This window comes from Neisseria sp. HMSC70E02, from assembly GCF_001838645.1.
Taxonomy (GTDB): Bacteria; Pseudomonadota; Gammaproteobacteria; order Burkholderiales; family Neisseriaceae; genus Neisseria; species Neisseria macacae.
Genome location: NZ_KV838100.1, coordinates 203,740 through 230,193 on the forward strand (window position 1 = coordinate 203,740; position 26,454 = coordinate 230,193).

Annotated in this window: 30 protein-coding genes and 2 pseudogenes; 12 read left to right on the forward strand and 20 right to left on the reverse strand. The window is 51.4% G+C overall.

Annotation, left to right across the window (positions count from 1 at the left end):
* Positions 1 to 185: 185 nt before the first annotated feature.
* From hemB to HMPREF3277_RS08195, 8 genes are all read right to left on the reverse strand, one after another.
* The gene (gene hemB / locus HMPREF3277_RS08165) at positions 186 to 1,187 is read right to left on the reverse strand and encodes a porphobilinogen synthase (protein ID WP_070870711.1); all 1,002 of its coding nucleotides are present in this window, start codon (positions 1,185 to 1,187) and stop codon (positions 186 to 188) included.
* Positions 1,188 to 1,338: 151 nt separating this feature from the next.
* Positions 1,339 to 2,070, reverse strand: a complete 732-nt coding sequence (locus HMPREF3277_RS08170; RefSeq protein WP_003760647.1) for a DUF6973 domain-containing protein — start codon at positions 2,068 to 2,070, stop codon at positions 1,339 to 1,341.
* 195 nt (positions 2,071 to 2,265) lie between these two features.
* The gene (locus tag HMPREF3277_RS08175) at positions 2,266 to 3,105 is read right to left on the reverse strand and encodes an NAD-dependent epimerase/dehydratase family protein (RefSeq protein WP_070870713.1); all 840 of its coding nucleotides are present in this window, start codon (positions 3,103 to 3,105) and stop codon (positions 2,266 to 2,268) included.
* Positions 3,106 to 3,146: 41 nt separating this feature from the next.
* On the reverse strand, positions 3,147 to 3,629 hold the full coding sequence (locus tag HMPREF3277_RS08180; protein ID WP_070870715.1) for a DUF2269 family protein: 483 nt from the start codon (positions 3,627 to 3,629) through the stop codon (positions 3,147 to 3,149).
* Positions 3,626 to 4,015 (reverse strand): DoxX-like family protein, encoded by a 390-nt coding sequence (locus tag HMPREF3277_RS08185; RefSeq protein ID WP_070870716.1) that lies wholly within the window; start codon positions 4,013 to 4,015, stop codon positions 3,626 to 3,628. The genes HMPREF3277_RS08180 and HMPREF3277_RS08185 overlap by 4 nt, the downstream gene beginning before the upstream one ends.
* 91 nt (positions 4,016 to 4,106) lie before the next feature.
* Complete coding sequence (locus tag HMPREF3277_RS13820; RefSeq protein ID WP_094113506.1) at positions 4,107 to 4,466, reverse strand: NADH dehydrogenase; 360 nt, start codon at positions 4,464 to 4,466, stop codon at positions 4,107 to 4,109.
* Positions 4,467 to 4,529: 63 nt separating this feature from the next.
* Positions 4,530 to 5,048, reverse strand: a complete 519-nt coding sequence (locus HMPREF3277_RS08190; RefSeq protein ID WP_003760633.1) for a GbsR/MarR family transcriptional regulator — start codon at positions 5,046 to 5,048, stop codon at positions 4,530 to 4,532.
* 130 nt (positions 5,049 to 5,178) lie between these two features.
* Positions 5,179 to 5,439, reverse strand: a complete 261-nt coding sequence (locus HMPREF3277_RS08195; protein ID WP_070870718.1) for a hypothetical protein — start codon at positions 5,437 to 5,439, stop codon at positions 5,179 to 5,181.
* A 392-nt stretch (positions 5,440 to 5,831) separates the two neighbouring features.
* Between HMPREF3277_RS08195 and hpnC the strand changes: the two genes are divergently transcribed.
* Positions 5,832 to 6,647, forward strand: coding sequence for a squalene synthase HpnC (gene hpnC, locus HMPREF3277_RS08200; protein ID WP_070870719.1), 816 nt, complete (start codon positions 5,832 to 5,834; stop codon positions 6,645 to 6,647).
* A 56-nt stretch (positions 6,648 to 6,703) separates the two neighbouring features.
* Here the strand turns inward: hpnC and HMPREF3277_RS08205 are convergent, their stop codons facing one another.
* The 3 genes from HMPREF3277_RS08205 to HMPREF3277_RS08215 form a co-directional block, all read right to left on the reverse strand.
* The gene (locus HMPREF3277_RS08205) at positions 6,704 to 7,564 is read right to left on the reverse strand and encodes an EamA family transporter (protein WP_070870721.1); all 861 of its coding nucleotides are present in this window, start codon (positions 7,562 to 7,564) and stop codon (positions 6,704 to 6,706) included.
* Between the two features lie 181 nt (positions 7,565 to 7,745).
* The gene (locus HMPREF3277_RS08210) at positions 7,746 to 8,210 is read right to left on the reverse strand and encodes a carboxymuconolactone decarboxylase family protein (RefSeq protein WP_070870723.1); all 465 of its coding nucleotides are present in this window, start codon (positions 8,208 to 8,210) and stop codon (positions 7,746 to 7,748) included.
* A 143-nt stretch (positions 8,211 to 8,353) separates the two neighbouring features.
* Positions 8,354 to 9,019, reverse strand: a complete 666-nt coding sequence (locus HMPREF3277_RS08215) for an NAD(P)H-dependent oxidoreductase (protein ID WP_070870725.1) — start codon at positions 9,017 to 9,019, stop codon at positions 8,354 to 8,356.
* Positions 9,020 to 9,122: 103 nt separating this feature from the next.
* Between HMPREF3277_RS08215 and HMPREF3277_RS08220 the strand changes: the two genes are divergently transcribed.
* The gene (locus tag HMPREF3277_RS08220; protein WP_070870727.1) at positions 9,123 to 9,620 is read left to right on the forward strand and encodes a MarR family winged helix-turn-helix transcriptional regulator; all 498 of its coding nucleotides are present in this window, start codon (positions 9,123 to 9,125) and stop codon (positions 9,618 to 9,620) included.
* 87 nt (positions 9,621 to 9,707) lie between these two features.
* Here the strand turns inward: HMPREF3277_RS08220 and HMPREF3277_RS08225 are convergent, their stop codons facing one another.
* Both HMPREF3277_RS08225 and HMPREF3277_RS08230 read right to left on the reverse strand, forming a co-directional pair.
* Positions 9,708 to 10,388 carry a type 1 glutamine amidotransferase domain-containing protein gene (locus HMPREF3277_RS08225; RefSeq protein WP_070870728.1) on the reverse strand — a complete coding sequence of 227 codons (681 nt, stop codon included), beginning with the start codon at positions 10,386 to 10,388 and terminating at the stop codon, positions 9,708 to 9,710.
* Positions 10,389 to 10,580: 192 nt separating this feature from the next.
* Positions 10,581 to 10,811 (reverse strand): DUF2798 domain-containing protein, encoded by a 231-nt coding sequence (locus HMPREF3277_RS08230; protein WP_003784226.1) that lies wholly within the window; start codon positions 10,809 to 10,811, stop codon positions 10,581 to 10,583.
* 107 nt (positions 10,812 to 10,918) lie between these two features.
* Between HMPREF3277_RS08230 and HMPREF3277_RS08235 the strand changes: the two genes are divergently transcribed.
* Positions 10,919 to 11,785, forward strand: coding sequence for a LysR family transcriptional regulator (locus tag HMPREF3277_RS08235; protein WP_070870729.1), 867 nt, complete (start codon positions 10,919 to 10,921; stop codon positions 11,783 to 11,785).
* A gap of 121 nt (positions 11,786 to 11,906) precedes the next feature.
* On the opposite strand, the gene HMPREF3277_RS08240 is transcribed toward HMPREF3277_RS08235, so the two are convergent.
* Together HMPREF3277_RS08240 and HMPREF3277_RS13825 are read right to left on the reverse strand one after the other, a co-directional pair.
* Positions 11,907 to 12,104, reverse strand: coding sequence for a metal ABC transporter substrate-binding protein (locus tag HMPREF3277_RS08240; RefSeq protein ID WP_070870730.1), 198 nt, complete (start codon positions 12,102 to 12,104; stop codon positions 11,907 to 11,909).
* Between the two features lie 23 nt (positions 12,105 to 12,127).
* Positions 12,128 to 12,346 (reverse strand): annotated as a pseudogene (locus HMPREF3277_RS13825) (4,5-DOPA dioxygenase extradiol); the annotation flags it as partial.
* 1 nt (position 12,347) lies between these two features.
* Here HMPREF3277_RS13825 and HMPREF3277_RS08245 point away from each other — a divergent pair.
* From HMPREF3277_RS08245 to prfH, 3 genes and pseudogenes are all read left to right on the forward strand, one after another.
* A pseudogene (locus tag HMPREF3277_RS08245) lies at positions 12,348 to 13,073 on the forward strand (RNA ligase RtcB family protein); the annotation flags it as partial.
* Positions 13,070 to 13,768 (forward strand): hypothetical protein, encoded by a 699-nt coding sequence (locus HMPREF3277_RS08250; RefSeq protein ID WP_070870732.1) that lies wholly within the window; start codon positions 13,070 to 13,072, stop codon positions 13,766 to 13,768. The pseudogene HMPREF3277_RS08245 and the gene HMPREF3277_RS08250, both read left to right, overlap by 4 nt.
* Positions 13,765 to 14,391, forward strand: a complete 627-nt coding sequence (gene prfH, locus HMPREF3277_RS08255; protein WP_070870733.1) for a peptide chain release factor H — start codon at positions 13,765 to 13,767, stop codon at positions 14,389 to 14,391. Before HMPREF3277_RS08250 ends, prfH begins: the two co-directional genes overlap by 4 nt.
* A 120-nt stretch (positions 14,392 to 14,511) precedes the next feature.
* On the opposite strand, the gene HMPREF3277_RS14930 is transcribed toward prfH, so the two are convergent.
* Positions 14,512 to 14,712, reverse strand: coding sequence for a protein MIGRI (locus tag HMPREF3277_RS14930; RefSeq protein WP_070870735.1), 201 nt, complete (start codon positions 14,710 to 14,712; stop codon positions 14,512 to 14,514).
* On the opposite strand from HMPREF3277_RS14930, the gene HMPREF3277_RS15740 reads away from it, so the two are divergent.
* The 4 genes from HMPREF3277_RS15740 to HMPREF3277_RS08275 all read left to right on the forward strand — a co-directional run bounded on the left by HMPREF3277_RS15740 (position 14,711) and on the right by HMPREF3277_RS08275 (position 17,540).
* Positions 14,711 to 14,836, forward strand: coding sequence for a hypothetical protein (locus HMPREF3277_RS15740; protein ID WP_283127073.1), 126 nt, complete (start codon positions 14,711 to 14,713; stop codon positions 14,834 to 14,836). The genes HMPREF3277_RS14930 and HMPREF3277_RS15740 overlap by 2 nt on opposite strands.
* A gap of 33 nt (positions 14,837 to 14,869) precedes the next feature.
* Positions 14,870 to 16,009 carry a homoserine O-succinyltransferase MetX gene (locus tag HMPREF3277_RS08265; protein WP_070870737.1) on the forward strand — a complete coding sequence of 380 codons (1,140 nt, stop codon included), beginning with the start codon at positions 14,870 to 14,872 and terminating at the stop codon, positions 16,007 to 16,009.
* The gene (gene metW / locus HMPREF3277_RS08270) at positions 16,006 to 16,587 is read left to right on the forward strand and encodes a methionine biosynthesis protein MetW (protein ID WP_003743445.1); all 582 of its coding nucleotides are present in this window, start codon (positions 16,006 to 16,008) and stop codon (positions 16,585 to 16,587) included. The genes HMPREF3277_RS08265 and metW overlap by 4 nt, the downstream gene beginning before the upstream one ends.
* Positions 16,588 to 16,655: 68 nt before the next feature.
* On the forward strand, positions 16,656 to 17,540 hold the full coding sequence (locus HMPREF3277_RS08275; RefSeq protein ID WP_070870738.1) for an NMB0938 family lipoprotein: 885 nt from the start codon (positions 16,656 to 16,658) through the stop codon (positions 17,538 to 17,540).
* Between the two features lie 176 nt (positions 17,541 to 17,716).
* Here the strand turns inward: HMPREF3277_RS08275 and HMPREF3277_RS08280 are convergent, their stop codons facing one another.
* The 4 genes from HMPREF3277_RS08280 to potA all read right to left on the reverse strand — a co-directional run bounded on the left by HMPREF3277_RS08280 (position 17,717) and on the right by potA (position 22,136).
* A complete protein-coding gene (locus HMPREF3277_RS08280; RefSeq protein ID WP_070870740.1) occupies positions 17,717 to 19,012 on the reverse strand; it encodes an NAD(P)/FAD-dependent oxidoreductase in 1,296 nt (431 codons plus the stop codon).
* 131 nt (positions 19,013 to 19,143) lie between these two features.
* Positions 19,144 to 20,031 carry an ABC transporter permease subunit gene (locus tag HMPREF3277_RS08285; protein ID WP_003765987.1) on the reverse strand — a complete coding sequence of 296 codons (888 nt, stop codon included), beginning with the start codon at positions 20,029 to 20,031 and terminating at the stop codon, positions 19,144 to 19,146.
* A complete protein-coding gene (locus HMPREF3277_RS08290; protein WP_003766008.1) occupies positions 20,031 to 20,996 on the reverse strand; it encodes an ABC transporter permease subunit in 966 nt (321 codons plus the stop codon). Before HMPREF3277_RS08290 ends, HMPREF3277_RS08285 begins: the two co-directional genes overlap by 1 nt.
* Before the next feature lie 15 nt (positions 20,997 to 21,011).
* Positions 21,012 to 22,136 carry an ABC transporter ATP-binding protein gene (gene potA, locus HMPREF3277_RS08295; RefSeq protein ID WP_009312960.1) on the reverse strand — a complete coding sequence of 375 codons (1,125 nt, stop codon included), beginning with the start codon at positions 22,134 to 22,136 and terminating at the stop codon, positions 21,012 to 21,014.
* A 540-nt stretch (positions 22,137 to 22,676) separates the two neighbouring features.
* Here potA and radC point away from each other — a divergent pair.
* Positions 22,677 to 23,357, forward strand: a complete 681-nt coding sequence (gene radC / locus HMPREF3277_RS08300) for a RadC family protein (RefSeq protein WP_070870742.1) — start codon at positions 22,677 to 22,679, stop codon at positions 23,355 to 23,357.
* 433 nt (positions 23,358 to 23,790) lie between these two features.
* A complete protein-coding gene (clpB, locus tag HMPREF3277_RS08305) occupies positions 23,791 to 26,364 on the forward strand; it encodes an ATP-dependent chaperone ClpB (RefSeq protein ID WP_070870744.1) in 2,574 nt (857 codons plus the stop codon).
* Positions 26,365 to 26,454: the final 90 nt, after the last annotated feature.

Below are 26,454 nucleotides of genomic sequence, written 5' to 3' on the forward strand. Positions count from 1 at the left end.
CTTGTCCTGATTTAAATTTAATCCACTATATAAAACGGACGCTGTAAGTGTTTGTTTGAGAGTTGCGGTATTTTACCAGAAATTACCTGATTATTCATTCCGTTGTAATAAATTTTGTCGGGCAAATGCCTTAATGTGAATGCCGCCGGGCATTCTGTGCAAACCGGCGGCATTTTGCTGTCGTTTTATTTTTTCAACATCTTTGCTGCTTCGACGGCGTAATACGTCAGGATGCCGTCGGCGCCGGCGCGTTTGAAGGCGAGTAGGCTTTCGAGTATGACTTTTTCGCCGTCCAGCCAGCCGTTTTGAATCGCTGCCTGAAGCATGGCGTATTCGCCGGAAACCTGGTAGGCGTAGGTCGGTACGCCGAACTCGTCTTTGACGCGGCGGACAACGTCAAGATAGGGCAGGCCGGGTTTGACCATCACCATATCCGCACCTTCCTGAATGTCAAGGGCGACTTCGTGCAGGGCTTCGTCGGTGTTGGCGGGGTCCATTTGGTAGGTTTTCTTGTCGGCTTTGCCCAAATTGCCGGAACTGCCGACCGCATCGCGGAACGGGCCGTAAAATGCGGAAGCATATTTGGCTGAATACGCCATGATGCGGGTGTGGATGTGTCCCGCGTCTTCAAGGGCTTCGCGGATGGCGAGGATGCGGCCGTCCATCATGTCGGACGGGGCGACGACCTGCGCGCCTGCGTCGGCGTGGCACAAGGCTTGTTTTACCAAAACTTCGATGGTTTCGTCGTTGAGGACATAGCCGTTCGCATCGGTCAGCCCGTCTTGCCCGTGGATGGTGTAGGGGTCGAGGGCGACGTCGGTCATGATGCCGAGTTCGGGGAATTTCTCGCGCAGGGTGCGCACGATGGTCGGTACGAGTCCTTCGGGATTGTAGGCTTCTTCCGCCAAGTCGGTTTTATTTCGGGTAACGACGGGAAAGAGTGCCAGCATGGGGATGCCGAGCTTGAGGGCTTCTTCGGCGGTGAACAATAATTTGTCCAGGCTTTGCCGTTTCACGCCGGGCATGGAGGGGACGGCTTCTTCCTGATTGCTGCCTTCAAGTACGAAGACGGGGTAAATCAAATCATCTGCGGTCAGGGTATGCTCGCGCATCAGGCGGCGGGAAAAGTCGTCTTTGCGCATACGGCGCATACGGGTGGTGGAAACGTAACGCGGTGGGAAATTCATAATCGTCCTTTGTCCTTCTGGAAACGGCTGAATCGGCAGGAGAAATGTTTTCAGACGACCTCTTTGCAAGCAGGGGTCGTCTGAAAATGGGTTTGCGACAGTTTACGCCGTTTTGATGAATTACTCAAAACTTGCACAGAGTGTCGAAAAATCAGTCTTTTACTTTTCTGATGGCTTTAACCGTTTTGGAAATCGAGTCGATTTTGTCAGGTTTGGGCATATTGCGCTCTTCCTCGCGCAAGCCTTCGGCATCCAACGGCTCGATATTTTTCATGGCTTCGCGGTAGGCGGTAGGACTGAGTTTTTCTTGCGTGATGCGCCATACTTTGCGGCCGTTGGTACGCGTTTCCGATGCGGTCCACAAGCCGATTTTGTGGTAATAGAGCAAAACACTTTCGGCAAGGGCCTTCATGTCGGTATTGGGTCTGCCGCTGCCGATGCTGCGGCCGATACGGTTGTTGCGTTGGTCAACTGCCTGATCCGCGAGATAACGGCTGAAATAGTTGATTTTCCCTTCGCGGATTTTGATGTCGGCAAGGTAGGCATTACCTGCTTCTTCGGCGATTACGTTGTCGAATTGGGAGGTAATGGCGGCTTGCCACAGGGCTTGGCGCACGGCATTGACCTGTGTGCCTTTGCCATCTCCGTTGGCAGTATCGTCTAAGCCGCTGCGGTAGGCAAAACGCGTGGCATTGCTGCTGATATTGAAGGAGCCTGTGTCTTCCATGCCGATGGCTTGCGCCGCTACGGGGTGATTGAGGGCGAATTGGGTAATTTTGCTGCGCCGGGTTTGATCTTCTTCAAAGGCAGTCTGACAGCCGGAGAGCAAGATGGAAGCAAGTAGGATGCATTTAAGATGTGTTTTAAATTTAATCTGAGCCATGATATGAGCCGTGATGAAAATATTATTTTATTGATGATATACTGCTTATGTAACATACAATTACATATTGTAGCAAAATATTTTTCATACGGGCGCTTTATTGTATCAGCGGTCTCTTGTATTAGGGTAAAAGGTCGTCTGAAACCGGCTTTAGGCGGGACGGTTTCAGACGACCTTTTCTTGTGTATGGCTGATTCAGCCTTGATGGGAAAAGTTTTCCGCAGCTAATGGCGCTCTCCCCAATAAAGCTGCAAAATCAGAATAATCGGCGCATGAGCCTTGTTTGAGCAGGGCAAAGCTGTCACGGCTGATGATGCCGTTGCTGAGGATGTTTGCCAACGGCAGCGCAGGGTCGAGCAGGCGTAGGGGGATGGGCAGGATACGTTGCGGCGGTTTGTGATGCAGGGTTTGGCGGAGCGTGGTCAGGTATTCCGCCAAGGTCAGCGTTTGGCTGCCGGTCATATTGATGATGCTATGGTCGGTGTCGGTTTGGACGGCCAGTTTTGCCAAACCTTCGGCAACATCGGCAAGATGGACGGGCTGTAAGTAAAAGCGTCCGCCTTCCGGCAGTGGAAGTAAAGGGAGGTGGGCTAGTTTGATGAACAGTTCGCAGCTGGTTCCCCCACGCCCGTAAACGACGGATGGTCGGGCTATCGCAATCGGGATGCCGCTTTGGGCGACGGCATCATCTCCACGTCCTTTACTGCCGACAAAGTTGATGGATTGAGATGGGTCGGCACCCAGTGCGGATAGTTGCACCCAGTGTTTTATGCCTGCTGCTTTTGCCCATGTGGCGAGTTGTTTGGGCGTGCGGTGGTGTACGGTTTCGAGTATTTCGGCATGACGGCTCATGATGCCGATGCAGTTTATGAGGACGTCTTGCCCCTCTAATAAACGGCGTGCGGCGGTTTCGTCGGGATGAAGAAAATCGAAGGCGCGGCGGTCGGGCGTGCAAACTTGGTGACCTTGTTCTTTTAAGATTTGGGCGGTACGGCTGCCGATGAAGCCGCTGCCTCCGAAAATGATGATGTTCATGGTTTTTTCTTTATGGTGTTGCTGAGGTCGTCTGAAAATCTTTAAATCGGTTTCATCACCATTAGGAAGTAAATCACGATAGTGGCGCAAAAGGCGGGATAGCCCAGTAATTCCCAGCGTCTGGCGTAACGCCAATAGGGTTCCGGAATGGTGTCTGCGTTTTCTTTATGCGCTTGTTCGGCAATCTTTGCCATGCGGATTTGCAGCCAGACCACGGGCAGCCAGCAAATGCCTGCAAGGATGTATAAACCGAGCGTCATCCATACCCAATTTTGTTCCAGCATGGTGGAAACGGTATAGCCGCGGTCATACAGCATCCATAAACCGGACAAGGGTTGGAAAATAACGGCGGGGGTTGTAAACCACCAATCTGCTTTGATGACCCAATGCGATACGACCGACTGCGCGGCGACCGAACCGCTGCGGTTTGCCCAAAAGAGGTAAAACGCTGTACCAAAACCAGTGCCGACCATTAAGGTAGCCGAGATGATGTGCAGGGTTTTAACGATTAAATAGGTGTTCATTTTTTATCTCCTACGGATTGATACAGGAAAAATAAAGTAGCCATAATCGGCAGGTTTTTTACCAAAGGCGCAAATGGGTGCGCCCACATTTCGGGCAGCCTGAAAGCAATAATCAGGCTGTATGCCACGACGGTCAGCAATTGCAGCAGCCATATTTCGGAACGGGCGCGAAAGCGGCTGAAGCATAAAAAGGCGAAACCGATGTCCAATAGTGAAGCGGCGATTAATGTCGGCCATTGCAACGAATCGGGAATGCCGACCGAATGCAGCAAATCCAATGACATTTCGGGCATGAAAAACAGAGGTTGGGTACCGCTCCACAGCCATAACAACCCCATCGAGTAAGACAGGTAGGCAGGGAGAGTGTGTGTAGTGTTGTCGGACATATTGGTTTCCTAATTTCATTTCGATTTGTTTATATATTTAGCCTGTAATTTCTAAAATTTCTGTCAAAAGAGAAATATAGGGGTAAAAAAATTAGGCAGGTTCCTGAATATCATCCTCCCCCGGAGGATTGGGCAAGCTCAAAACGCCAACAATCAAAGAATAAGTACCGCCTATTACCACGCTGGCTAGGAGGCTGGTGACAAAATCTGCACCAAACAGTAAAAGATATAGGCAACCGCATAATGATCCGGTTATGATTGCCCGTATAAGGCCGCGTAAGTCTCTATATGTAGACGTCAAGCTTAAGATCAAACCGCAAATTAGGGCAGGTACGGTAAAGAATAAAGCATAGTAGCCGATACTAAATGCAAAAAATACCGTAGATGCAGCATAAACGGTGATGACTCTGCCTCTCGGATAGTCGAAATAATCTTCTGTCAAATGCGTCATAACACACCTATGATTGCGTAAGAGAAACCGGGTGTTGTGTCTTGTAAACCAATTGGGGCGGCATCATCGGAAAAATTTTTGTATTCCGGCGCCTATTTTTAAAATTTTCACCATGGTTGAGGTGGAAAGCTTCAGCATTTCATTTGCCCATATGGTCAGCGTATTGATGAAATCATGGGTTTGCCGGATTCGCTGTTTGGCGGTTTCATTTTCCTGACTAAATTCAGGACTATCGATCAGGCTTTGCAAAAATTGCCGCGTCGGTTCAATTTCGCGCTGCATACGCATTTCTGCAATGGTGCGGAACAAAGTCCAAACGTCGTCTGAAGTTTCAAAATGATCGCGCCTGTCGCCCAAGATATGCACGGTATGCACCAGCCTCAGGTTTTGCAGCTCTTTGATGCTGTTGCTGACATTGGAGCGCGCTACGCCGAGCGTTTCGGTAATTTCTTCGGCATTCATCGGTCTGCCTAAGATGTAGAGTAAGGCATGGATTTGCGCAACGGTACGGTTGACGCCCCATTTGGTGCCCATTTCGCCCCAGTGGAGGATAAATTTTTCAGTGGTCGGATTCAGTTTCATAGTGAGGGTATTTTATTTTTGTCTTTTATTTCTGTCAATACAGAAATAAAAGATTTTTTTGAAATGGGTAAAAAAGGCGGACTGAATTCAGCCCGCCTGTTTTAAACCATAGATTATTTTTTACGATAGATTATTTTTTCGACTGCTGCTTGTAGTATTCAAGTAATTGCTTCGCTTGCAGCAAAGGCAGCCCGAAATGCTCGTTGATGTTTTTGAGGTCTGCTGTTTCTTTTCCGGTCAGATTTTGTTCGAGCCATTTCAGATTGTCCGGATTGCTTTTGATTTTTTCAAAATACGCCTGCTTGCGCTTCCAATTTCGCGACCACACCAGCAGCATGGTGAAAATACATAGCACGATTAAGAAAATATTCGTGAAAGCCATCATGTCCATCGTAGTCTCCGCTTACTTGGAAGTATGGGGATTATAAGCGAATCAAGTGTTTACGGATATATTAAAGAACGAGGGAGGCATGGTTTTGGGTTAAGTTTGGATGGGACAGCCTATTTCCGGATGGCGGTTTTTTATCTCAATATGGTTTTTGCCGTAGCTAAAATCCGTTTTGCGGAAAGGGTCGTCTGAATTGGGAAAACAGGGTAATTTTGTGGTTTTAAGTTTGGATTTCTATGCGAGTATACAGTTAAATCATTAATAAAATAATGCGTTGTGTTAGAATCTTGTCGAGTTGTTAATACAGGTTTGGAAGTACTCCGTGCCGTCGGCAAGCCATTTGAGCAACGCGGCTCATACTTTCAGACGACCCCAATACCGAATTTCAAATATCTATGTCCGTCAACCATTACGAAAATTTCCCCGTCGGCTCGCTTGTCATGCCGCGCCGCCTGCGCAAGCCTACCCATGCCGTTTACGCTTTTGCGCGCACTGCGGATGACCTCGCTGATGAAGGCAATGCCGAAGCCGATGAACGCTTGCGCGCTTTGGATGAACTCAAATCCGAACTTGACCGCATACAGCGCGGCGAAACGCCGTTGACTCCGCTAATGCAACGTTTGCAGCATGAAGCCATCGTGCCTTTCAAGCTGCCGCTGCAGCCGTTTTACGATCTTTTGTCCGCATTCAGTCAGGATGTTGTCAAAACCCGTTATCAGGATTTTGGCGACCTGATTGACTACTGCCGCCGTTCCGCCAATCCAGTCGGGCGCATTATGCTGCATCTGTACGGACAAACCGACGAAGTCAGCATTGCCCAAAGCGACGGCATCTGTACCGCGTTGCAACTCATCAACTTTTGGCAGGACGTTGCCGTCGATTGGCAAAAAGGCCGTGTTTATATCCCGCAGGACGACTTGCAAAAATTTAACGTCAGCGAAGCGCAAATTGCCGAAGGCAAAACGGATTTTGCGTTCCAAAGACTGATGGCGTATGAGTGCAACCGCGCGTTCCAAATGCTCAAAGGCGGCTCGCCCTTGGGTAAAACGCTGAAAGGCCGCTTAGGATTTGAATTGCGGATGATTATTGTCGGCGGACAACTGATTTTGCAGAAACTGGATGGCTGCAAATACGATGTATTTACGCAACATCCTGTTTTGGATAAAAAAGATTGGCTGATTATTCTGAAACGGGCATTCTTGAAGAAATAAACCGACCGGTGCAAAAGGTCGTCTGAAAACGCAGCTTGAAGGCTTCAAGGCTGTTTTCAGACGACCTTTTTCATGACTGCCCGCTGCACCCCGAATATCGATACCAACACCAACGCAAATCCCGCCAGCGACTTCGCGTCCATCCCTTGCCCTAAAAACAGCCAGCCCAAGATAAATGCCGAGACAGGGCTGAGCAATCCCAGCGACGAAACCGCAGCAGGCGAAAGTTTGGCGATTCCTCTGAAAAACAACACATAAGCCAACACGGCACCAAACAGGCTCAAATACAGATAGCCGCCGATATTGACGGGGCTTAAAGATTCGAGCCGCGGTTCGGCAAGCAGGGCGACGGGCAGTAAAAACAAGCCGCCGATGAAAAGCTGCCAGCCGGTAAACGCCAACACGGGCAGCGAAGTGCGGCGGTGTTTCGACAAATACACGCCCAACGCCATCGCCGCCGCGCCCGCCAATGCCGCCAAAATCCCCGTCCCGTCATAGTGCGCCTGCGGTGACAAAACCAAAAGCGCAATCCCCAAAACCCCTGCCGCCGACCAAGCCCAAGCCGCTTTGGGCGGCATGGTTTTACCGATTAACCAAGTGAACACCAGCACCATCAGCGTCTGCGTCGAACTCAAAACCGCCGCCAGTCCGCCCGGCAAGCGATACGCCGCCACAAACAACATGGCCTGGAAAAAGCCGATGTTCAAAAAACCGAGCAAGACAACTGTCGGCCATTCGCTGCGTTTAGGGATACGCCGCGTCCACGCCAACAGCAAAAGCCCGGCGGGTAAAACACGGATAAGCGCGGCGGTGAACGGTCGGTCCGGCGGCAGGAATTCGGTGGTTACGAGATAGGTGCTGCCCCAAATCAGCGGAGCGAGCGCGGTGGTCAGGATGGTGGCGGTATGACTGGGCATTTTGATTCTCGTAGGAATGCAGCTTTTTCAGATTGACTATGCAGTAGGTCGTCTGAAAAAAAGGGAATGGGGTGTGATGGGGCAATAGCAGCCTGCACTTTGGTTTTGAATGTGCAGACTGCTTTTTATATTTTAGGTAGCCCCTGTTGTTGTTTGATCGATTTCAGATTGTCTTGCCAGACTAAACCAGCCCTGCCTTCTCCAATCCCATCAGGCCGTCCATGCTGCCTGCTGGGGTGGCAAAAGCCACGTTCAGGCGGTTCCAGACGTTGATAGTGTTGATGACGTGGGTCAATGCCACCAGTTCTTCTTCATCAAAATGGGTGCGTACCGCTGCGTAGTCTGCATCGCGGATACCCTGTTTGGAGATGCGGGTCAGGTTTTCCGCCCATTGCAGCGCGGCCCGTTCTTTTTCAGTAAACAGAGTTGATTCGTGCCAAACGGCCAAATGATGCAGGCGCAGTTCACGCTCGCCGTGCAGCTTGGCTTCTTTAACGTGCATATCGACACAAAAAACGCAGCCGTTGATTTGCGAAACGCGCAGTTTCACTAAATCTTTCAAGGTACTATCTAGCGTGAGGCTGGCTTCCAAAGCCAGCAGTGCCTTATAGCTGTCAAGGGCATATTGGGAATAATGTAAGCGCATAAGTCCTCCAAATAAATGAATAAGCGGGTGGGAAATTTGGCCTATCGGAAACCTTCTCTTCTTCATTCAAGTGCAGGCTGCCATCGGTCAAAACTCTTAATTTTGCCAACTGGTGAATGTCTGTGTTGCTGATTTTCAGGTGTTTATTCAATCCAATCAACCACATCGTCTATTGCCAGCCGCGTTTTGGCGCGCTTGGGTTCGCCTGCGCGATAGCCAAACGCCGCCATGACGCTGACGCGGTATTCGTCAAGATTGATTAAACCTTTTTCCGACAGCAGTTTTTCCACATTTTCTTTTTGAAAGCCTTCCATCGGCGTGGAATCCACACCAATCAACGCGGCAGCGGTCATCATATTCGCCAACGCGATATAGGTTTGCTTGGCTGCCCAGTCGTTAAATGCGCGCGGATTGTCGGCAATGGCAAAATCGGTTTCGGCAAACTGTTTGAAAAATTTTTGCATCATCCCAATAGTTTCAGACGACATTCCATGCGCGCCGCCCCAGATTTTTTCTTGATAATCCGCCTGCATGGCAGCCTGTGTGCGTGCCAACAAAATCACAAAATGGCTGCAATCCATAATTTTTTCCGCCGCGCCCCATGCAATGCCGCGCAACTCTTCGCGCAGAGTACGGTTTTGTATCACCAAAAACCGCCAAGGTTCCAGCCCGAACGAACTGGGCGACAGGCGTGCGGTTTCCAGAATATAAGCAAAATCATCGGCAGGGATTTTCTTCGCCGCATTATAACTTTTGCAGGCGTGGCGGAAACGGAAGGCGTTTAAAACGGCTTGTTTATCGGCAAACATGGTTTTTCCTGTAAATTTATCTTGAGTTCAAGTTAAATATAAATGGAGATTAGCTTGAAGTCAAGATAAAATAATCGCCATTGAAAACCGAACGGAGCATCCTATGACCGAACACCTTGATGCTGCGGCCCGCGCCGTTGCCCAATGGAAGCAGGAACTGCCTGAATTGGCCGCCGAAAATATGCTGTTAATCGGCCGTCTGAAACGCGCCGCTGCCGTCATCGCGCGCGAATTGGAAAAAGTTTATGGAGAATACGGTTTAACCGAAGGCTCGTTTGATGTGCTGGCCACTTTGCGCCGCAGTGGCGCGCCTTATACGCTGACCCCGACCGAGCTGTTTTCAGCGCTGATGGTAACGTCCGGCACCATGACCACGCGCCTGAAAAATCTGGAAAACCAAGGCTTAATCGACCGCCTGCCCAACCCAGACGATGCCCGCAGCCTGCTGGTCCGCCTGACGGATAAAGGCAAAGAATTGATTGAAAAAGCCGTGTTCCCGCATGTGGAAAACGAAAAGCGGCTGCTGGAAAAGCTGGATGCGGACACCCGCACGCAACTCGAACAAGGATTGGCGGCATGGCTGAGGGCTTTGGAGACGTGAAGGCCGTCTGAAAACATAAAGTCGGCATAATAAAAAGCAGCCTGCACTTCAATTTCCAAAGTGCAGGCTGCTTTTTTCAATACTTCATCAACCCAATGCCTTTGCCAACGCCACCCCTACGCCTTTGGCGGATGCCGGGTTTTGACCGGTAATCAGACGGCCGTCCACCACCACGTTTTCCGCCCAGTTCGGCGCGGCATGGTGTTTTGCGCCGTGTTCAACGAGCGCGGTTTCCAGCAGGAAGGGGACGATTTTAGCTCCGCCCGTTGCTTCTTCTTCGGTGTTGGTGAAAGCGGCAACGTTTTTGCCGCTGACCAGATATTCGCCATTAGAAAGTTTCGCGTCCACCAGCGCGGCAGGGCCGTGGCAGACGGCGGCAACGATACCGCCGTTTTCGTACACTTCGCGGATAAGGCGTTGCGCGTCAAGGCTTTCGCGGAAATCCCACATCGTACCGTAGCCGCCGGTAAACAGAATGGCGGAATAGTCCGCGCCGTTCAGACCGCCCAGCCCGGGCGCAGCTTGCAAACGTTGTTGCAGGTCAGTTTGCTGCCAGTAATGGGCGTTCACGGGGTCATCCATATTCAGGCTGTCGGCATCAACGGGGGCGACTCCGGCTCGGATGGTGGCGATTTCGCTTCGGTGCCCGGCGGCTTCGGTTTCGTGCATGGGGTGCGTGAGTTCGGACAACCAAAAGCCGGTGGGCTGGCCGCTTGCACCTTTAACGGCATTGCTGGTTACAACGTAGAGAATGGGTTTGTCGGACATGTGTGTCTCCTGTCTGCAAGGTTGGTAAATAAAGGCTGGTTTTCAGAGGAGCTTTTGGCTGTATTCAGCCGTCTGAAATTTAAAAACAATATTAGTTTGTCTATGAAAAGCGGCGCTTTTGTGAAGCTGAAAGCAGCCTACACTTTGATGCAACTGGGGTTGTCACTGCTTTATTCATGTTTTCAGGTAGCCTCAATCCGCCACCGAAGCCGCCACCCATTTCACCACCAACGGCCGCACGCCGAGCAGGCTGGCGAATGCCACCGGCCAAGTAATCAAATATGATTTCAACAAGCGTTGCAGGTAGCCCGCGTCGATGCCGGTATTCAGAGCCACCAGCACCGCGCTCACAATCAGCACCATCACCGCCGAAGCGTAAAAAGAAAACAGTACGCCCGCGTATTTTTTCGGCAGTTTTTTCATCTCGTTCCCCTCAAAAAATCCATATCGTGCAGTTTATACCGTTTATAAAAACACGAAAATAAGATAAATTGGCAAACACAGCCAAAAAATGCACAAAGGAAGCAATAATGGATTGGGACTGGAACGGCATCCGCCACTTCACCACCCTCGTGGAAAAACAAACCCTTACCGCTGCTGCCGAACACCTGGGCGTGCAGCACAGCACCGTTTCGCGGCAAATCGCCCAGCTGGAAAACGCACTCGGCCTGCGCCTGTTTGACCGCATCGGCAAACGCTACCTGCTCACCCCCGAAGGCGAACGACTTTACCGCCATGCCTGCGAAATCTGCAAAGATATGAGCATGTTGCAGCGTACTGCACGCGAACAGGCCGAGCTGCGGCACAGCGTCGTCATTTCCGCACCGCCATTCGTCGCCCGACTCCTGCTGATGCCCCACATTGCCGATTTCTACCGCAAACACAACGATATACGCCTTATTATTCAAAGCGATGCCGCACTCGCCGACCTGCACGGTCGCCAAGCCGACATCGCCCTGCGCCTCATCCGTCCCACCCAAAACGACCTTGCCGTGCGCCGCATCGCCCATTTCTCCTACCGCATCTACGGCCATGAAGGCTACCTGAAAACCATCCGCCGCGAAGACTGGCGTTTCGTGCAAATTGCCGTAAACACCCGTTTTTCCCGCTGGTTTGCCGAACAAATCGGCGAAGATGCTGACATTTCCTTCGCCAGCAACGACTTCGCCGCTGTCAAACAAGCCGTGTGCGAACAAATCGGCATCGGTATCCTGCCTGATTTCGCCGTGTTCCCCGCCGACAGGCTGCATCCCGTCTCACTCAATCCAGATGCCCCGCTACCTGAATTCGCAGCGGAACTCTTTCTGGTGATGCACGAAGACGTACGCCGCAGCCCCAGCGTAAGAGCAGTGGCGGATTATTTCGCGGAGGTGTTGGAACACATGTCGGCAAGATAAAAAAGCAGCCTGCACTTGAAAATTCAAAGTGCAGGCTGCTTTTGCGTTTGGGCGATACTGCTGTCGCCCTATCCTTTTCCTTCGGCTGCACGGTTGCCGGAAACCATCAGCACAATGGCGGTCAGTGCCCAAACTGTCCGAAGCAATCTGCGCCTTCGGCAATGCGCTGCTTGGCTTGCGCTTCGGCGGCGGGTTCGGTCAGAATTTCTGCTGCCTGCGTGCAGCCGATTTGTCGCAATACGTCAGCCAATACGTCCGATTTCGCCGTGTCTAAGCCGTCTTCGTAGCGGGCTTTTGGGCAGGCGCGCAGGGTTTCCAACCCGCGTTGTTTATCATGGCCTCTTACCCTATTAAAACGGAAGTCATGCTGATCGAGCCGAAGGCGAGTTCGTCATTGAATATTTCCATATCGTCCTGCGGTTCGCGCAGCGCGGCGGTGTAGAGCAGCGGCAGGTAGTGTTCGGGCAACGGCACGGAGAGCTCGGCGGCTTCCCCCAGCCGTTCGTAATGCACCAGCGTGTCGTTGTCCCGCGCGGCAAGGGCGCGGTTGACGGCATCGCGATTGCAAACCGTAGAAACCGTTTACCGCGACGATTTGCTTCCCGCTGCCTTTGATTCAAACCGTTTACAGTTGTTGGTACACAGCGGTTCGCGCGGACTGGGTCAGCAAATTTTGCGACGCCACATCGAAGCCTACGGACATCGAGGTTTGGCGGAAGGCAGCGAGGCTGCGGCGGACTATCTTGCCGAACATCAGGCAGCCCTTGAGTTCGCCCGTTTAAACCGTCGTCTGATTGCCGCCAGAATGCTCGACCGCTGGCGCACGGAAGGCGAATGCCTGCTCGACGTGCATCACAATTTCCTCGAACAAGCCGAAATCGCGGGGCAAACCGGCTGGCTGCACCGAAAAGGCGCAACGCCTGCCGATAAAGGTCTGGTCATGATACCCGGCTCGCGTGGCGATTACAGCTATCTGGTTCTGCCGACCCAAGATTGCCAAATTTCGCTGAACACATTGGCACACGGTGCAGGACGGAAATGGCAACGCGGCGAATGCAAAGGCCGCCTGTCGCACAAATATTCCGCCGACAGCCTGCGCCAAACCACCTTCGGCAGCGTGGTCGTTTGTCAGGATAAGGCTTTGATTTTTGAAGAAGCTCCACAGGCTTATAAAAGCATAGACAGCGTCATTTCAGCCATGAAAAACGCAGGTCTGATTGAATTGGTTGCCCGCTTCAAACCCGTTTTGACTTATAAAACCAGCGGCGGATGTGGAGGTGAGGCATGAAAATCATCAGTAAATTTAAAGATTTCTACGACCACAAAGTGGCGAAATACGGTGTCGACCCTGTATTGGTGTTTGACCGCCGCTTGCCGCCCGGTGCTGAAATCCTACACAGCCTGCCCAAGCCGCCTGCCGAGTGGGAAAAGGAATACGGTGCGTGCGCCGTGGTGTCGGAACTGTATATCGGCAACCTGCGTGTATACCTGTTTGCCACGAATGATAAAGTCTATACGTCTTACGATGTCGGACAAATTTTAAGCAAAAAAATTGGGCGTTATTTCTGTCGGTCAATCCGTTTTCAAGATGGTGCGGAATACGTTTTGCCGCAATACGGCAATTACTACTGGGCTTGGCATGACGAGATCCAAAATGCCGATTTTCAAGCCGTCTGCAGAGAATGGAGCAACGTAATATTGAAAACCTATCGGAATGTGCCGCTGCTGCTCGTGTATTACGCCGACCCAAACCGTCCAAGCAAATCGAACAGCAGTCAGGACTTTGCCGCCAACCCGCAACTTTCCGCACTCGGCATCTACATCGATCCCGATATTGTGTGGCAGAACATTTGCGAATACCTGTCACAGCTTAAAAGTGAGGCGGAAATCAGCCCGAACGTGCCCGATAAAGCCAAAATCGGCAACAAGGGATTTGACGAAAAATATTCCTTCCGCCCAAAAATGAAAGGAAATAAACCATGATTTATTTACAAATTTCTACCGCCCAAGGGCCTGCCGAATGCCGCATCTTTGCCCGTTTCGTATTGGGCAGGCTGATTGCTGAGGCGAAGGCGGAAGGTGTCGAGGCGGAAATCATCTCCGAAACTGCGGATAAGCACGGCATTATGTCGGCGGTGCTTAAATTGGACGGCAAACATGCCGAAACTCTGGCACAGCGTTGGCAAGGTTCGCTCCAATGGATATGCGCCAGCCCCGTCCGCCCGAAACATCCGCGTAAAAACTGGTATATCGGCGTTTTCCGCATGCCCGATATGCCTGAAATGCCGTCTGAAAGCGAAATCGAGTTTCAAACTTGCCGTTCGGGCGGCAAAGGCGGGCAGCACGTCAATAAAACTGAAAGTGCCGTCCGTGCCACTCATAAAGCAAGCGGTATTTCCGTGCGCGTCGAAAGCGAACGTAGTCAGCATGCCAACAAAAAATTGGCTTTGACCCTGCTGGCGCAAAAGTTGGCGGAACATCATGCCGGACAGACCGACGATTACGCCCGCGCACAGCACAGCCGGCTTTATCAGGTGGAACGCGGCAATCCGAAACGGACGTTCGTCGGAACGGAGTTTAAGGAGAAGCCGGATGCTAAATCTTGAGCTGAGGCTGCCGCTTTGGCAACATCGTCATCCCCCGTGTTTTTAATATACGGGAAAAGGTCGTCTGAAAACCTGAATTTGGGTTTTCAGACGACCTTTTGTCTGGCTATCAACGTCCGGTCAATAAGAATCCGGAATGTGTTTGAAATACAGCATGACCAGATACCAAAACAGCGTCGCTGCGGCAGCACCGAGCAGTACCCATGCGCTGATTTTGGCGACATCGCGCAGGGCACGTTTTTGCTTGCGGCTGAAGAGGCGGTTGATGATCAGCACGGCAAGTGCGAAAAAGAAAAAAATACGGAAAAGTCTGCCTATCATGTCGGGAAGCGGGGGAGGTCGTCTGAAAAAGTATGGTTCGGGCGCGGCGGCATGGAGACGGATGTTTCAGCGCGTCAGGCTGCTTGTCCGCCCGTGTCAAAAAGTCATGCCGTTTGCTATATAATAACGCTTTTCGCCGCATTTGTTGGAACAGGATATGAGTCAAAGTGCCTCGGTGGGCATTGTAACGCCCCAAAAAATTCCGTTTGAGATGCCGCTGGTTTTGGAAAACGGTAAAACTTTGCCGCGTTTCGATCTGATGATTGAAACCTACGGCGAGCTGAATGCCGAAAAAAACAATGCGGTTTTAATCTGCCATGCGCTGTCGGGCAACCATCATGTTGCGGGCAGGCATTCGGCGGAGGATAAATATACGGGCTGGTGGGACAATATGGTCGGACCCGGCAAACCGATTGATACGGAACGTTTTTTCGTGGTCGGTTTGAACAATCTGGGCGGCTGCGACGGCAGCAGCGGGCCTCTGTCGATCAATCCTGAAACGGGCAGGGAATACGGCGCGGATTTTCCGGTGGTTACGGTGAAGGACTGGGTAAAATCCCAAGCCGCGCTTGCCGATTATCTCGGTATCGAACAATGGGCGGCGATTGTCGGCGGCAGCTTAGGCGGCATGCAGGCTTTGCAATGGACGATTTCCTATCCCGAGCGCGTGCGCCATGCCTTAGTGATTGCGTCTGCGCCGAAACTCTCGACGCAAAATATCGCGTTCAACGATGTGGCGCGTCAGGCGATTTTGACCGACCCCGATTTCAACGAAGGACATTACCGCAGCCGCAATACCGTTCCCGCACGGGGCTTGCGGATTGCCCGTATGATGGGGCACATCACTTATCTTGCCGAAGACGGTTTGGGCAAAAAATTCGGACGCGATTTGCGTTCAAACGGCTATCAATACGGCTACGGCGTTGAATTTGAAGTGGAATCCTATCTGCGCTATCAGGGCGACAAATTCGTCGGGCGGTTCGACGCCAACACTTACCTGCTGATGACCAAGGCTTTGGACTATTTCGATCCGGCGGCGGATTTCGGCGACAGCCTGACCCGCGCCTTGCAAAATGTGAAAGCGAAATTTTTTGTCGCCAGCTTCAGTACCGACTGGCGTTTCTCGCCCGCGCGTTCCAAAGAGCTGGTCAAAGCGCTGATTGCCGCGCACAAGCCGGTGCAGTATATCGAAGTCAAATCCAACCACGGCCATGACGCCTTTTTGATGGAAGACGAGGCTTATATGCGCGCCGTAGCGGTTTATATGAACAATGTTGACAAGGATTGCCGATCATGAATTTGCGCGACGATTTGCAGTTGATTTACGACTGGATTCCCGAAGGCAGCCGCGTCTTGGACTTGGGCTGCGGCGACGGCGAATTGCTGGCGGCTTTGGTGGAGCACAAAAAATGCAGCGGCTACGGCATCGAAATCGACACCGACAGCGTCATCGCCGCCATGTCGCGCGGCGTGAACGTCATTCAAGCCGATTTGGAGCAGGGTTTGGCTGAATTTGGCGATCAGACGTTTGACGTTATCGTCTTGAGCCAAACCATCCAAGCCATGCAGAATACCGAGAAAATCCTGCGTTGCCTCATGCGCGTGGCGAAACAGGCAATTGTCAGCTTCCCGAATTTCGGCTACTGGCGCAACCGCTTCCAAATCGCCATCGGCGGGCATATGCCGGTTTCCGAACGCATGCCCTACCATTGGTACGACACGCCGAACATCCATTGGTGTACGCTCAAAGACTTTGATTTATTATGCGCCAAAAACAAAATCCGCGTCCTCGAGCGCGCGGTCATGACGGGTAACAAACAGGTTAAACATTTCCCCAACCTGTTGGGCAGCTTGGCGTTTTACCGCGTCGGGTAAGATGGGTTGAGCACCTTGTTGGCAATAACAAGGTTCTTGAGTTGTACTAACAGGAGGTCGTCTGAAAAATGAAGTGGCAGATTTTCAGACGACCTCTTTATGTTGAAAACAAAATAATGAAAAACGAAACGTCATCACTTCTCTTATGGCTTACTGCAATCATGCTGACTGCGTGTTCTCCAAGCAAAGAAGATAAAACAAAAGAAGTTGGCGCATCCGCTGCTCCTTCCTCCGTATCATCAGCCTCTTCCCAATCCGATTTGAATCCAATCGCGTCCAACTCTAATAGCGTCAAGCAAGTAGAAAGCGCACTTTCTTCAAATTGCGCCAACCTGCATCAGATTGGCGGCATTGATGATTTTGTCCGTCAGGTTGCCGAAAATATCGATTCCAGTTGTTTGTTTGAACGCAGCCCTAAAGAATTGGCGGCGATTTGGGGCATTCCTGGCGGAGACGATCCGCTGGAGCAGGCACTGTTCCCTGATATTGATCCGAATGATCCTAAAAACGTTGATAAAGTGATAGAGGCTATTGATCAGATGGGAAAAGGGGAGCGGAGCTATAATCAGCAGGCGGTAGAACCGGTGGTACAAGAAATGGAGGCACTCAGGCGTCGGGATACTTTGGTTTTATCAACAGGCAAACAGACAAGCCAAGGTTCGGATCAGCCACTGAGAGTAACGCACAATTTTGACATAGAAGGAACGCCGGAATATCTCAAGAAACATGGCGGCGGGTTTGGCGGCAGTTTTCAAAACATCAGCCAGTTGCCCGAATATTTGAAAGCACACGGAAAGATTTTTGAGGCGCAACGGGTATTCCGCCTTTTCAACCGCGACCGCAGCCCTGATAAGCCTTATCTGGAAATTGTGTTCGACGAAAGTGGAAAAATTGTTTCGATTACCGTATATGAAAATGTTTCCAATCCGGCAAGCGGGATTCATTTGATGTAATGGGTTTGGAGCACAAACGGAGAGGGTAGGAATCTAAATGCATCGAGCGTTCGTTGAACATTTGATGAGATAGCAGTTTGATTGGAAGCCTTCAATTCAATATCGAAAAGGTCGTCTGAAACCTGAATCGGGTTTCAGACGACCTTTTGTTGATGTGTTCGAGATTAACCAGATGCTTAACGGCTGTCTTTCCATTGGTAATATTTCGAGCCGAGGAAGGAGCCGAGTTTGCGCAGGAAAGGTTGGGTAATGATGCTGGGGTGTTTGAGTTTTTCAAACGGTTTCAGACGACCATCGTCACCTATGATGGCTTCGGCAATGGCAAGGCCTGCTATGCCGGTAATTGCCATGCCGTGTCCCGAGTAGCCTTGGGCATAGTAAACATTGGGCGCGAGTCTTCCGAAGTGGGGGGCGAGGTTGGCGGTGATGTCGCATTCGCCGCCCCATGAATGTTCGATTTTGACATCAGCAAGCTGGGGGAAGACTTTGAGCATGTCTTGGCGGACAAGCTCGGTCATGCGGTCGGGATCGTCGATGAATTCGTTGTCTTTGCCGCCGAAGAGCAGGCGGCCGTCCGCGCTAAGGCGGTAGTAGTCGAGGACGTGGCGGTTGTCGCAGACAGCCATGTTGTTGCGGATGAGTTCTTTGGCGCGTTCGCCCAGCGGTTCGGTGGCGATGATGAAGGTGCTGACGGCGATGGCTTTTTTTTCCAATGGCTTGAATTTTTGATGCAAACCGGCGTAGGTGTTGACGGCATACACGAGGTTTTGGCATTCGATGCTGCCGTCCGGGGTATGGACGAGCCAGCCGCCTTGATAGGGTTCGATACGGGTCATCGGGGACTGTTCGAAAATCTGCGCGCCTGCTTCGGCAGCGGCGCGGGCGATGCCCAGGGTATAGTTGAGCGGATGGAGATGGCCGGAATGAGGATCGAACTGTGCGCCCAAGTACATATCGCTGGCAAGTTGTTGCTTGAGCGTGGCTTTATCCCAGAGTTGGTAATGGGTAGCGCCGTAATGTTGTCGGGCGTGTTCATGCCATTGTTGCAATTCTTCCCAATGCTGCGGGCGGATGGCGACGGTGGCGTAGCCGCGCTGCCAGTCGCAAGCGATTTGGTGTTTTTTAACCCGTTCGTCAACGAGTTCAACGGCTTGCAGGGATTGCTGCCAAAACCAGCGGGCTTGTTCCAAGCCGACTTGTTTTTCGATTTCTTCCATGCCGCAGGCGTAATCGCTGATGACTTGCCCGCCGCTGCGCCCCGATGCGCCGAAGCCGATGCGGGCGGCTTCGAGTACGGTTACTTCGCGTCCGTTTTCGGCAAGGGGAAGGGCGGTGCAAAGTCCTGTCAATCCTCCGCCGATAACGCAGGTCTCGGTTTTCAGACGACCTTCAAGCTTGGGATAAGCGGCGTGGGGATTGATGGTGCTGAAATAATAGGAGGGAAGGTATTCTTTGAAATTGGGATGAATCATAGGGTAATGCTTTGTGTGGTTTCAGACGACCTTTGGAGGGTAGTTGAGGGTCGTCTGAAAAGTGGGTTAAACGGGTTGTGTGAAGAAAACAGGCTGACCTTGCATTGATGCGGTCAGCCTGTCTGATTGGGTCAATTTGTTTTTTCTGCGGCAAGCTTTTCCTGACGGTAGGCTTCGGCGGCTTCCCGATCGCGTTTGGTTGCTTGGCGCATCATCCAGTAATTGATGACGATGACCAGCGTACCGATGATGCCGATCAGGATGGTTGCCAACACATTCATCTGCGGGTCGAGACCCAGCTTGATTTTGGAGAAAATCACCTGCGGCAATGTGGAAGAACCGGGACCGGACAGGAAGGAGGTAATGACCAAATCATCCAGCGACAGGGTAATGCCGAGCAGGAAGCCTGAAGCGATGGCAGGGGCAATCAAGGGCAAGGTGATGACGAAAAAGATTTTCAGCGGGCGCGCACCCAAGTCCATTGCGGCTTCTTCGAGCGATTGGTCAAGCTCCACCAAACGCGAGCGGATGACGACGGTAATGTATGCCATACAAAGCGTCGTATGTCCGAGAAAAATGGTGAAGAAACCGCGGTCGAAGTACAGGTTTTGCAGCAATTCGCTACCTTGCAGGAACATTTGCACCTGAATAATCAGCAGGAGCATGGACAGACCGGTAATCACGTCAGGCATAACCATAGGCGCGGAAATCATACCGGCAAACAAGGTGCTGCCGCGGAAGCGTTTGATGCGCGCCATCGCGTAACCTGCCAGCGTGCCCAAAACGACGGCTGCAAGCGAGGATGCGGCGGCAATGCGCAGCGACAGCCAAGCGGCTTCCAAGATGGTGTCGTTTTCCAGCAATGCGCTGTACCACTTGGTCGAAAAGCCGCCCCAAACAGTAACCAGCTTGGATTCGTTGAACGAATAGATGACCAAGACGACCAGCGGAATATACAGAAACGCCAGCGACAGCATCAGCATCAGTTTCAGGAACCAGGATAATCGGGATTTCTGCATTATTTGGATCCTTCCTCTAATTCGCGGTTTTCATAATGCTGGAACAGTGCAATCGGTACGACCAGCAGTGCGACCATGACGACGGCGACGGCGGAAGCCAACGGCCAGTTGTTTTGATCGAAGAACGCCTGCCACAACACTTTACCGATCATCAGATTTTCCGAACCGCCAACCAGCTCGGGAATCACAAATTCACCGACTGCGGGTACGAAAACCAGCATGGAGCCTGCGATGATGCCGGTTTTAGACAGGGGCAGAGTAATGGTGAAGAACGATTTAATCGGCCCTGCGCCCAAATCAGAAGCAGCTTCGAGCAGGCGGTTGTCGAGTTTCACCAGTTGCGTGTAAAGCGGCAGGATCATAAACGGCAGATAGGCATAGACCATGACCAAGTTCAGCGAGAACGCGTTGTAAAACAGGTCTAAAGGCTCTTCGATAATCTGCATTTTGAGCAGGAAATTGTTGATGATGCCGTTGTGTCCCAGCAGGCCCATCCATGCATAGACGCGCAGCAGGAAGGAAGTCCAAAAGGGCAGCATAATGGCAAGCAGCAGACCGTTGCGCATGGCGGGGTTGGCGCGCGAAATCGCATAGGCAGTCGGATAACCAATCAGCAGACAAATGATGGTCGTCGTCAGCGCAGTCTTAATCGAAGACCAGTAGGTCATCAGATAGATATTGCTGTTTTCGCTGTCGCCAAACGGATTCAGGGTATTCCAAAAATTTTGGAAGATATCGGCATAGTTTTGATAACTGATGGCGATGTTCAGACGACCTAAATCTTCATCGACGCTGGTCAGCGGCGTAAACGGCGGAATGGCGATTTCTTGTTCGGCAAAGCTGATTTTCAGCACGATGGCGAACGGAATCAGAAACAGCACCAAAAGCCAAATATACGGCACGGCAATGACCGCGCGCTGACCCGGGCGGCGGAACAGTTTGTTTTTCAGTTTTTTAAGGTTCATCTCATTCCCCTTAAATCAACGGAACAACGGAGTCGGTTGGTTTTCCGGCCAGCTGATATAGACGGTTTCGTCCCAAGTCGGCGGCGTGATGTTGCGCACGTACCAGTAAGGCGCGGGAACTTGGCTTTTGACGACGCGGCCGTTGGCGAGTTTGATGTGGTAGATGGCGAAACTGCCCAAGTAGGCGATTTCTTCCACTGTGCCTTTTGCCCAGTTGAAGCTGCCCAAGTGGTCGGGTTTTTCTTTGTACAAATCAATGTCTTCGGGACGGATGCTGACCCAAATGTCTTGTTCGCTCGGGCCGCCCAGACCGTGGTCGATGCGGACGTGGTTTTCCAAGCCTTCGCATTCGATGACGGCATAATCGGCATGGTCGTCAATCACGACGCCGCCAAAAATATTGGTCTCGCCGATGAATTCGGCGGTAAAGCGGCTGTTGGGGTAGTCGTACACATCGCTGGGTGTACCGACCTGTTGCAACTGACCGTCAGACATGATGGCGATGCGGGTCGCCATTGTCATCGCTTCTTCTTGGTCGTGCGTGACCATGATGCAGGTTACGCCGACTTGTTCCAGCGTATTGACCAATTCGAGCTGGGTTTGTTGGCGCAATTTTTTGTCCAATGCACCGAGAGGTTCGTCAAGCAGCAGGATTTTCGGACGTTTTGCCAAGCTGCGTGCCAAAGCGATACGCTGTTGTTGACCGCCGGATAATTGATGCGGTTTGCGCTTGGCGTATTTGGTCATCTGAACCAGACGCAGCATTTCTTCCACGCGTGCAGCGATTTCATCTTTGGGCATTTTGTCTTGTTTCAGACCGAAGGCAATGTTCTGCTCCACAGTCATGTGCGGGAACAGGGCATAGCTTTGAAACATCATATTGATGGGGCGCTCGTAGGGGGCAAGTTTGGTAATGTCTTGACCGTCCAGAATGATTTTGCCCTGATTGGGGCTTTCCATGCCCGCCAGCATACGCAGCAGCGTGGATTTGCCGCTGCCGGAGCTGCCCAAAAGGGCAAAGATTTCATGTTGATAAATATCCAAGTCGATGTTATCGACAGCGTAATTGTCACCAAACTTTTTCACCAAGCCTTGGATTTTAAGATAAGGTTTGGCTGAAGACGCAGTGGTTGCGGTCATAATGGCAATACTCCAATAAAAATGACGAGTACCGGCAAAACGGATTTTCGAAAGGGTGATAAAAAGCTGTTTGATTGCTGGCGGGAGTCGCAACGTCGCAACGTCGTCTGAAACTCTTGTGAAGCGCACGGGCAGCATGGATGGGAAACGGGTGGAAATCCAAGGATAAACCGCCTCCGCCGAACTCGCTATTATATTAGCCTATGGCACGCAGGGGCAATACGAAATTGCCCGAAGGGGCTGATTTCCTGCGGATTTGATTTAAACAGGACATTTTGAAACCTGTCAGATTGAATCTGCGGTCAATCCATACAGGTGAATAAGGAAAGGCAATCGCTTTCACAAGCGAAGTTGAGCGCGTTGTTTTTATGCAATTAATTTATATGAATATTATGCTTATATTTTAAATGTTCATTCAAAATATAATAAAATATAAAATATTTACAATAGTTGCTTAATAAGCATTTCGTTGCAGAAAGTGCAATAACAAGCAGATTTTCAAATAGATTTTTTTCGTGAATGTTCACGCAAGGGGTAAACATGAGTATCAAACAATGGCCTGAAGGCGAGCGGCCGCGCGAGAAATTGTTGGCTCATGGCGCAGGCGCGTTGAGCGATGCTGAGTTGCTGGCGATTTTGCTGCGGGTAGGTACGCGCGGGATGAGCGCGGTGGATTTGGCGCGTTATCTGCTGAACGAGTTTGGCAGCTTGGGCAAGCTGATGAGCGCCGACGCTAAAACGCTTTCCGCATACAAGGGCATGGGTTTGGCGAGTTTTACCCAGTTTGCTGTCGTCAAAGAAATCGGCAGGCGGATTTTGGGCGAGGATTTACAGGAGAACATCACGCTTTCCAGTCCGAAAGCCGTTGCCGATTATCTGCGTCTGCATTTAGGGCACGAAAAGATAGAAGTCAGCACCGCGCTTTTGCTCAACCGCCAAAACAGGCTGATTGCCGTGCGCGAACTCTCGCGTGGAACGGTGGCAGAAAATACCGTCTATATCAGGGAAATCGTCAAGCTCGCATTGGACGAATACGCCGACAGCCTGATTATCGCGCATAATCATCCCGGCGGTTCGGCAACGCCTTCGCAATCCGATATTGCGTTCACAGGTCGTCTGAAACAGGCTTTGGCATTGGTTGATGTCTCACTTTTGGATCATTTTATTGTCACGGCGAAAGAAGTCTGCTCTATGCGGGAGCGGGGGTATATGGAAGGGTAAAAAGGTGTCTGGTCGGAGTCTGGTAGCGGTTTGTCTTGTTTTGATATTATGCGAACAGATTGTTTAGATAGTATAGTGGATTAACTTTAAACCAGTACGGCGTTACCTCTCCTTACCGTACTACCTGTACTGTCTGCGGCTTTGTCGCCTTGTCCTGATTTATGTTAATTCCACTATAATTGGTCGCCCAAAAGGTCGTCTGAAAATGTTTTCAGACGACCTTTTTGCTAATTTGAAAGTCTTTATTTTTTATGTCAGCAATCTGTTATGAACTTGAACAATAAAAGTTATACACAGATTTTATAATAATAATTTCAATATAAAACATATAGATATTAAAAATTTTCTATCCTAATAAAATTTTGCTATTGAGTTATCCACATTTGAGCCTATATTGGGTGTAACGAAATTCTAACCAAAGGAAACCAAAAAGATGAGATTCGACAAATTAACCGCCAAATTCCAACAAGCCCTTGCAGAAGCTCAGAGTTTGGCATTGGCTGCGGACAGCAGCTATCTGGAAGCGGGCTTCGTGCTGAAAGCCCTGCTTGACGACCAAAACAGCGGAGCTGCCGCGCTCTTGGCTCATGCGGGCGTGAACGTGCCGCAGGTGAAACAGCGTTTGCAGCAGCATTTAAACAGCCTGCCGAAAGTGTCCGGCCAGGGCGGCGACATTATGCCCAGTCGTGAATTGCAGGCGGTGTTGAACCTGATGGACAAAGCTGCAACCAAACGCGGCGATGCCTATATCGCCAGCGAACTTTTCCTGCTCGCCTTAGTGCAGCAGAACGATGCGACCGGCAAAATCTTGAAAGAAGCCGGTGCGACCGAACAAAATATCAATGCCGCGATTGACGCGGTACGAGGAGGACAAAACGTGAACGATGCCAATGCCGAAGACCAACGCGATGCGTTGAAAAAATACACGCTCGACCTGACCCAGCGCGCCCGCGACGGCAAACTTGATCCCGTTATCGGCCGCGACGACGAAATCCGCCGCGCCATTCAGGTATTGCAGCGCCGCACCAAAAACAACCCTGTGCTGATTGGTGAGCCGGGTGTGGGTAAAACTGCTATCGTCGAAGGCTTGGCACAACGTATCGTCAATGGAGAAGTGCCCGAATCCCTGCGCAACAAACGCCTGCTGGTTTTGGATTTGGCGGCATTGATTGCCGGTGCGAAATACCGCGGCGAATTTGAAGAGCGCCTGAAAGGCGTGTTGAACGATTTGGCGAAAGACGACGGCAACACCCTGATTTTCATCGACGAAATCCATACTTTGGTCGGCGCAGGCAAAACTGACGGCGCGATGGACGCGGGCAATATGTTGAAACCGGCCCTGGCACGCGGCGAACTGCACTGCATCGGCGCGACCACCTTGGACGAATACCGCCAATACATCGAAAAAGATGCGGCACTCGAACGCCGCTTCCAAAAAGTATTGGTCGGCGAACCCAGCGTGGAAGACACCATCGCCATCCTGCGCGGCTTGCAGGAACGCTATGAAATCCACCACGGCATCGACATTACCGACCCCGCCATTGTTGCCGCCGCAGAATTGAGCGACCGCTACATTACCGACCGCTTCCTGCCCGACAAAGCGATTGATTTGATTGACGAAGCCGCCAGCCGCATCAAAATGGAGCTGGACAGCAAACCCGAGCAGATGGACAAACTCGACCGCCGCATCATCCAGCTCAAAATGGAAAAAATGCACGTTTCCAAAGAGAGCGATGACGCCAGCAAAAAACGTTTGGAACTGATAGACGAAGAAATCGACGGTTTGCAAAAAGAATACGCCGATTTGGACGAAATCTGGAAAGCCGAAAAAGCTGCGTCTTCCAGCACCGCCGACATTAAGAAACAGATGGACGACATCAAAGTCAAAATCGAGCAGGCCAAACGCCAAGGCGACTTTGCCCGCGCGTCCGAACTAGAATACGGCGAGTTGCCGAAATTAGGCGCACAGTTGCAGGCGGCGGAAAGCAACCCCGACGGCAAAAAACAAAACAAACTTTTCCGTACCGAAGTCGGCGCGGATGAAGTAGCCGAAATCGTATCGCGCATGACCGGCATCCCCGTGTCCAAAATGATGGAAGGCGAGCGCGACAAGCTGCTGAAAATGGAAGAAGTATTGCACCGCCGTGTGGTCGGTCAAGACGAAGCCGTGCGTGCTGTGTCCGACGCGATCCGCCGCAGCCGCTCCGGTCTTGCCGATCCGAACAAACCTTACGGCAGCTTCCTGTTCCTAGGCCCGACCGGCGTGGGTAAAACCGAGTTGTGCAAAGCTTTGGCAGGCTTCCTGTTTGACAGCGAAGACCACCTCATCCGCATCGACATGTCCGAATACATGGAAAAACATGCCGTTGCACGCCTCATCGGCGCGCCTCCGGGCTATGTCGGCTACGAAGAGGGCGGCTACCTGACCGAACAAGTCCGCCGCAAACCGTACAGCGTGATTCTTTTGGACGAAGTGGAAAAAGCCCATCCCGACGTGTTCAACATCCTGTTGCAAGTATTGGATGACGGCCGCTTGACCGACGGACAAGGTCGCACCGTGGACTTCAAAAACACTGTTATCGTCATGACTTCCAACATCGGCAGCCAGCACATCCAACAAATGGGTACGCAGGATTACGAAGCCGTGAAAGAAGCGGTGATGGAAGAAGTGAAAGCCTACTTCCGCCCCGAAATGATCAACCGCATCGACGAAGTGGTCGTGTTCCACGGACTGAATCAGGAGAATATCCGCAACATCGCCAAAATCCAGCTCAAAGGCTTGGAAAAACGTTTGGAAGCGCAGCACCTGCACCTGAAAGTGGACGATGCCGCCTTGGATTTGATTGCCCAAGCCGGTTTCGACCCCGTGTACGGCGCACGCCCGCTCAAACGCGCCATCCAGTCGGAAATCGAAAACCCGCTGGCCATGGCGTTGCTCGAAGGCAAATATGCGCCCGAAAGCACGATTCATGTGAAAGAAGAGGGCGGCAAGCTGATGTTTGCCTGATTTAGGTGTAGATTGAGATAAAGTGATGAAAAGGTCGTCTGAAAACTGTTGGCGCTAAGTGAACTGCACCCCAAAAGTTGGACATCCCCT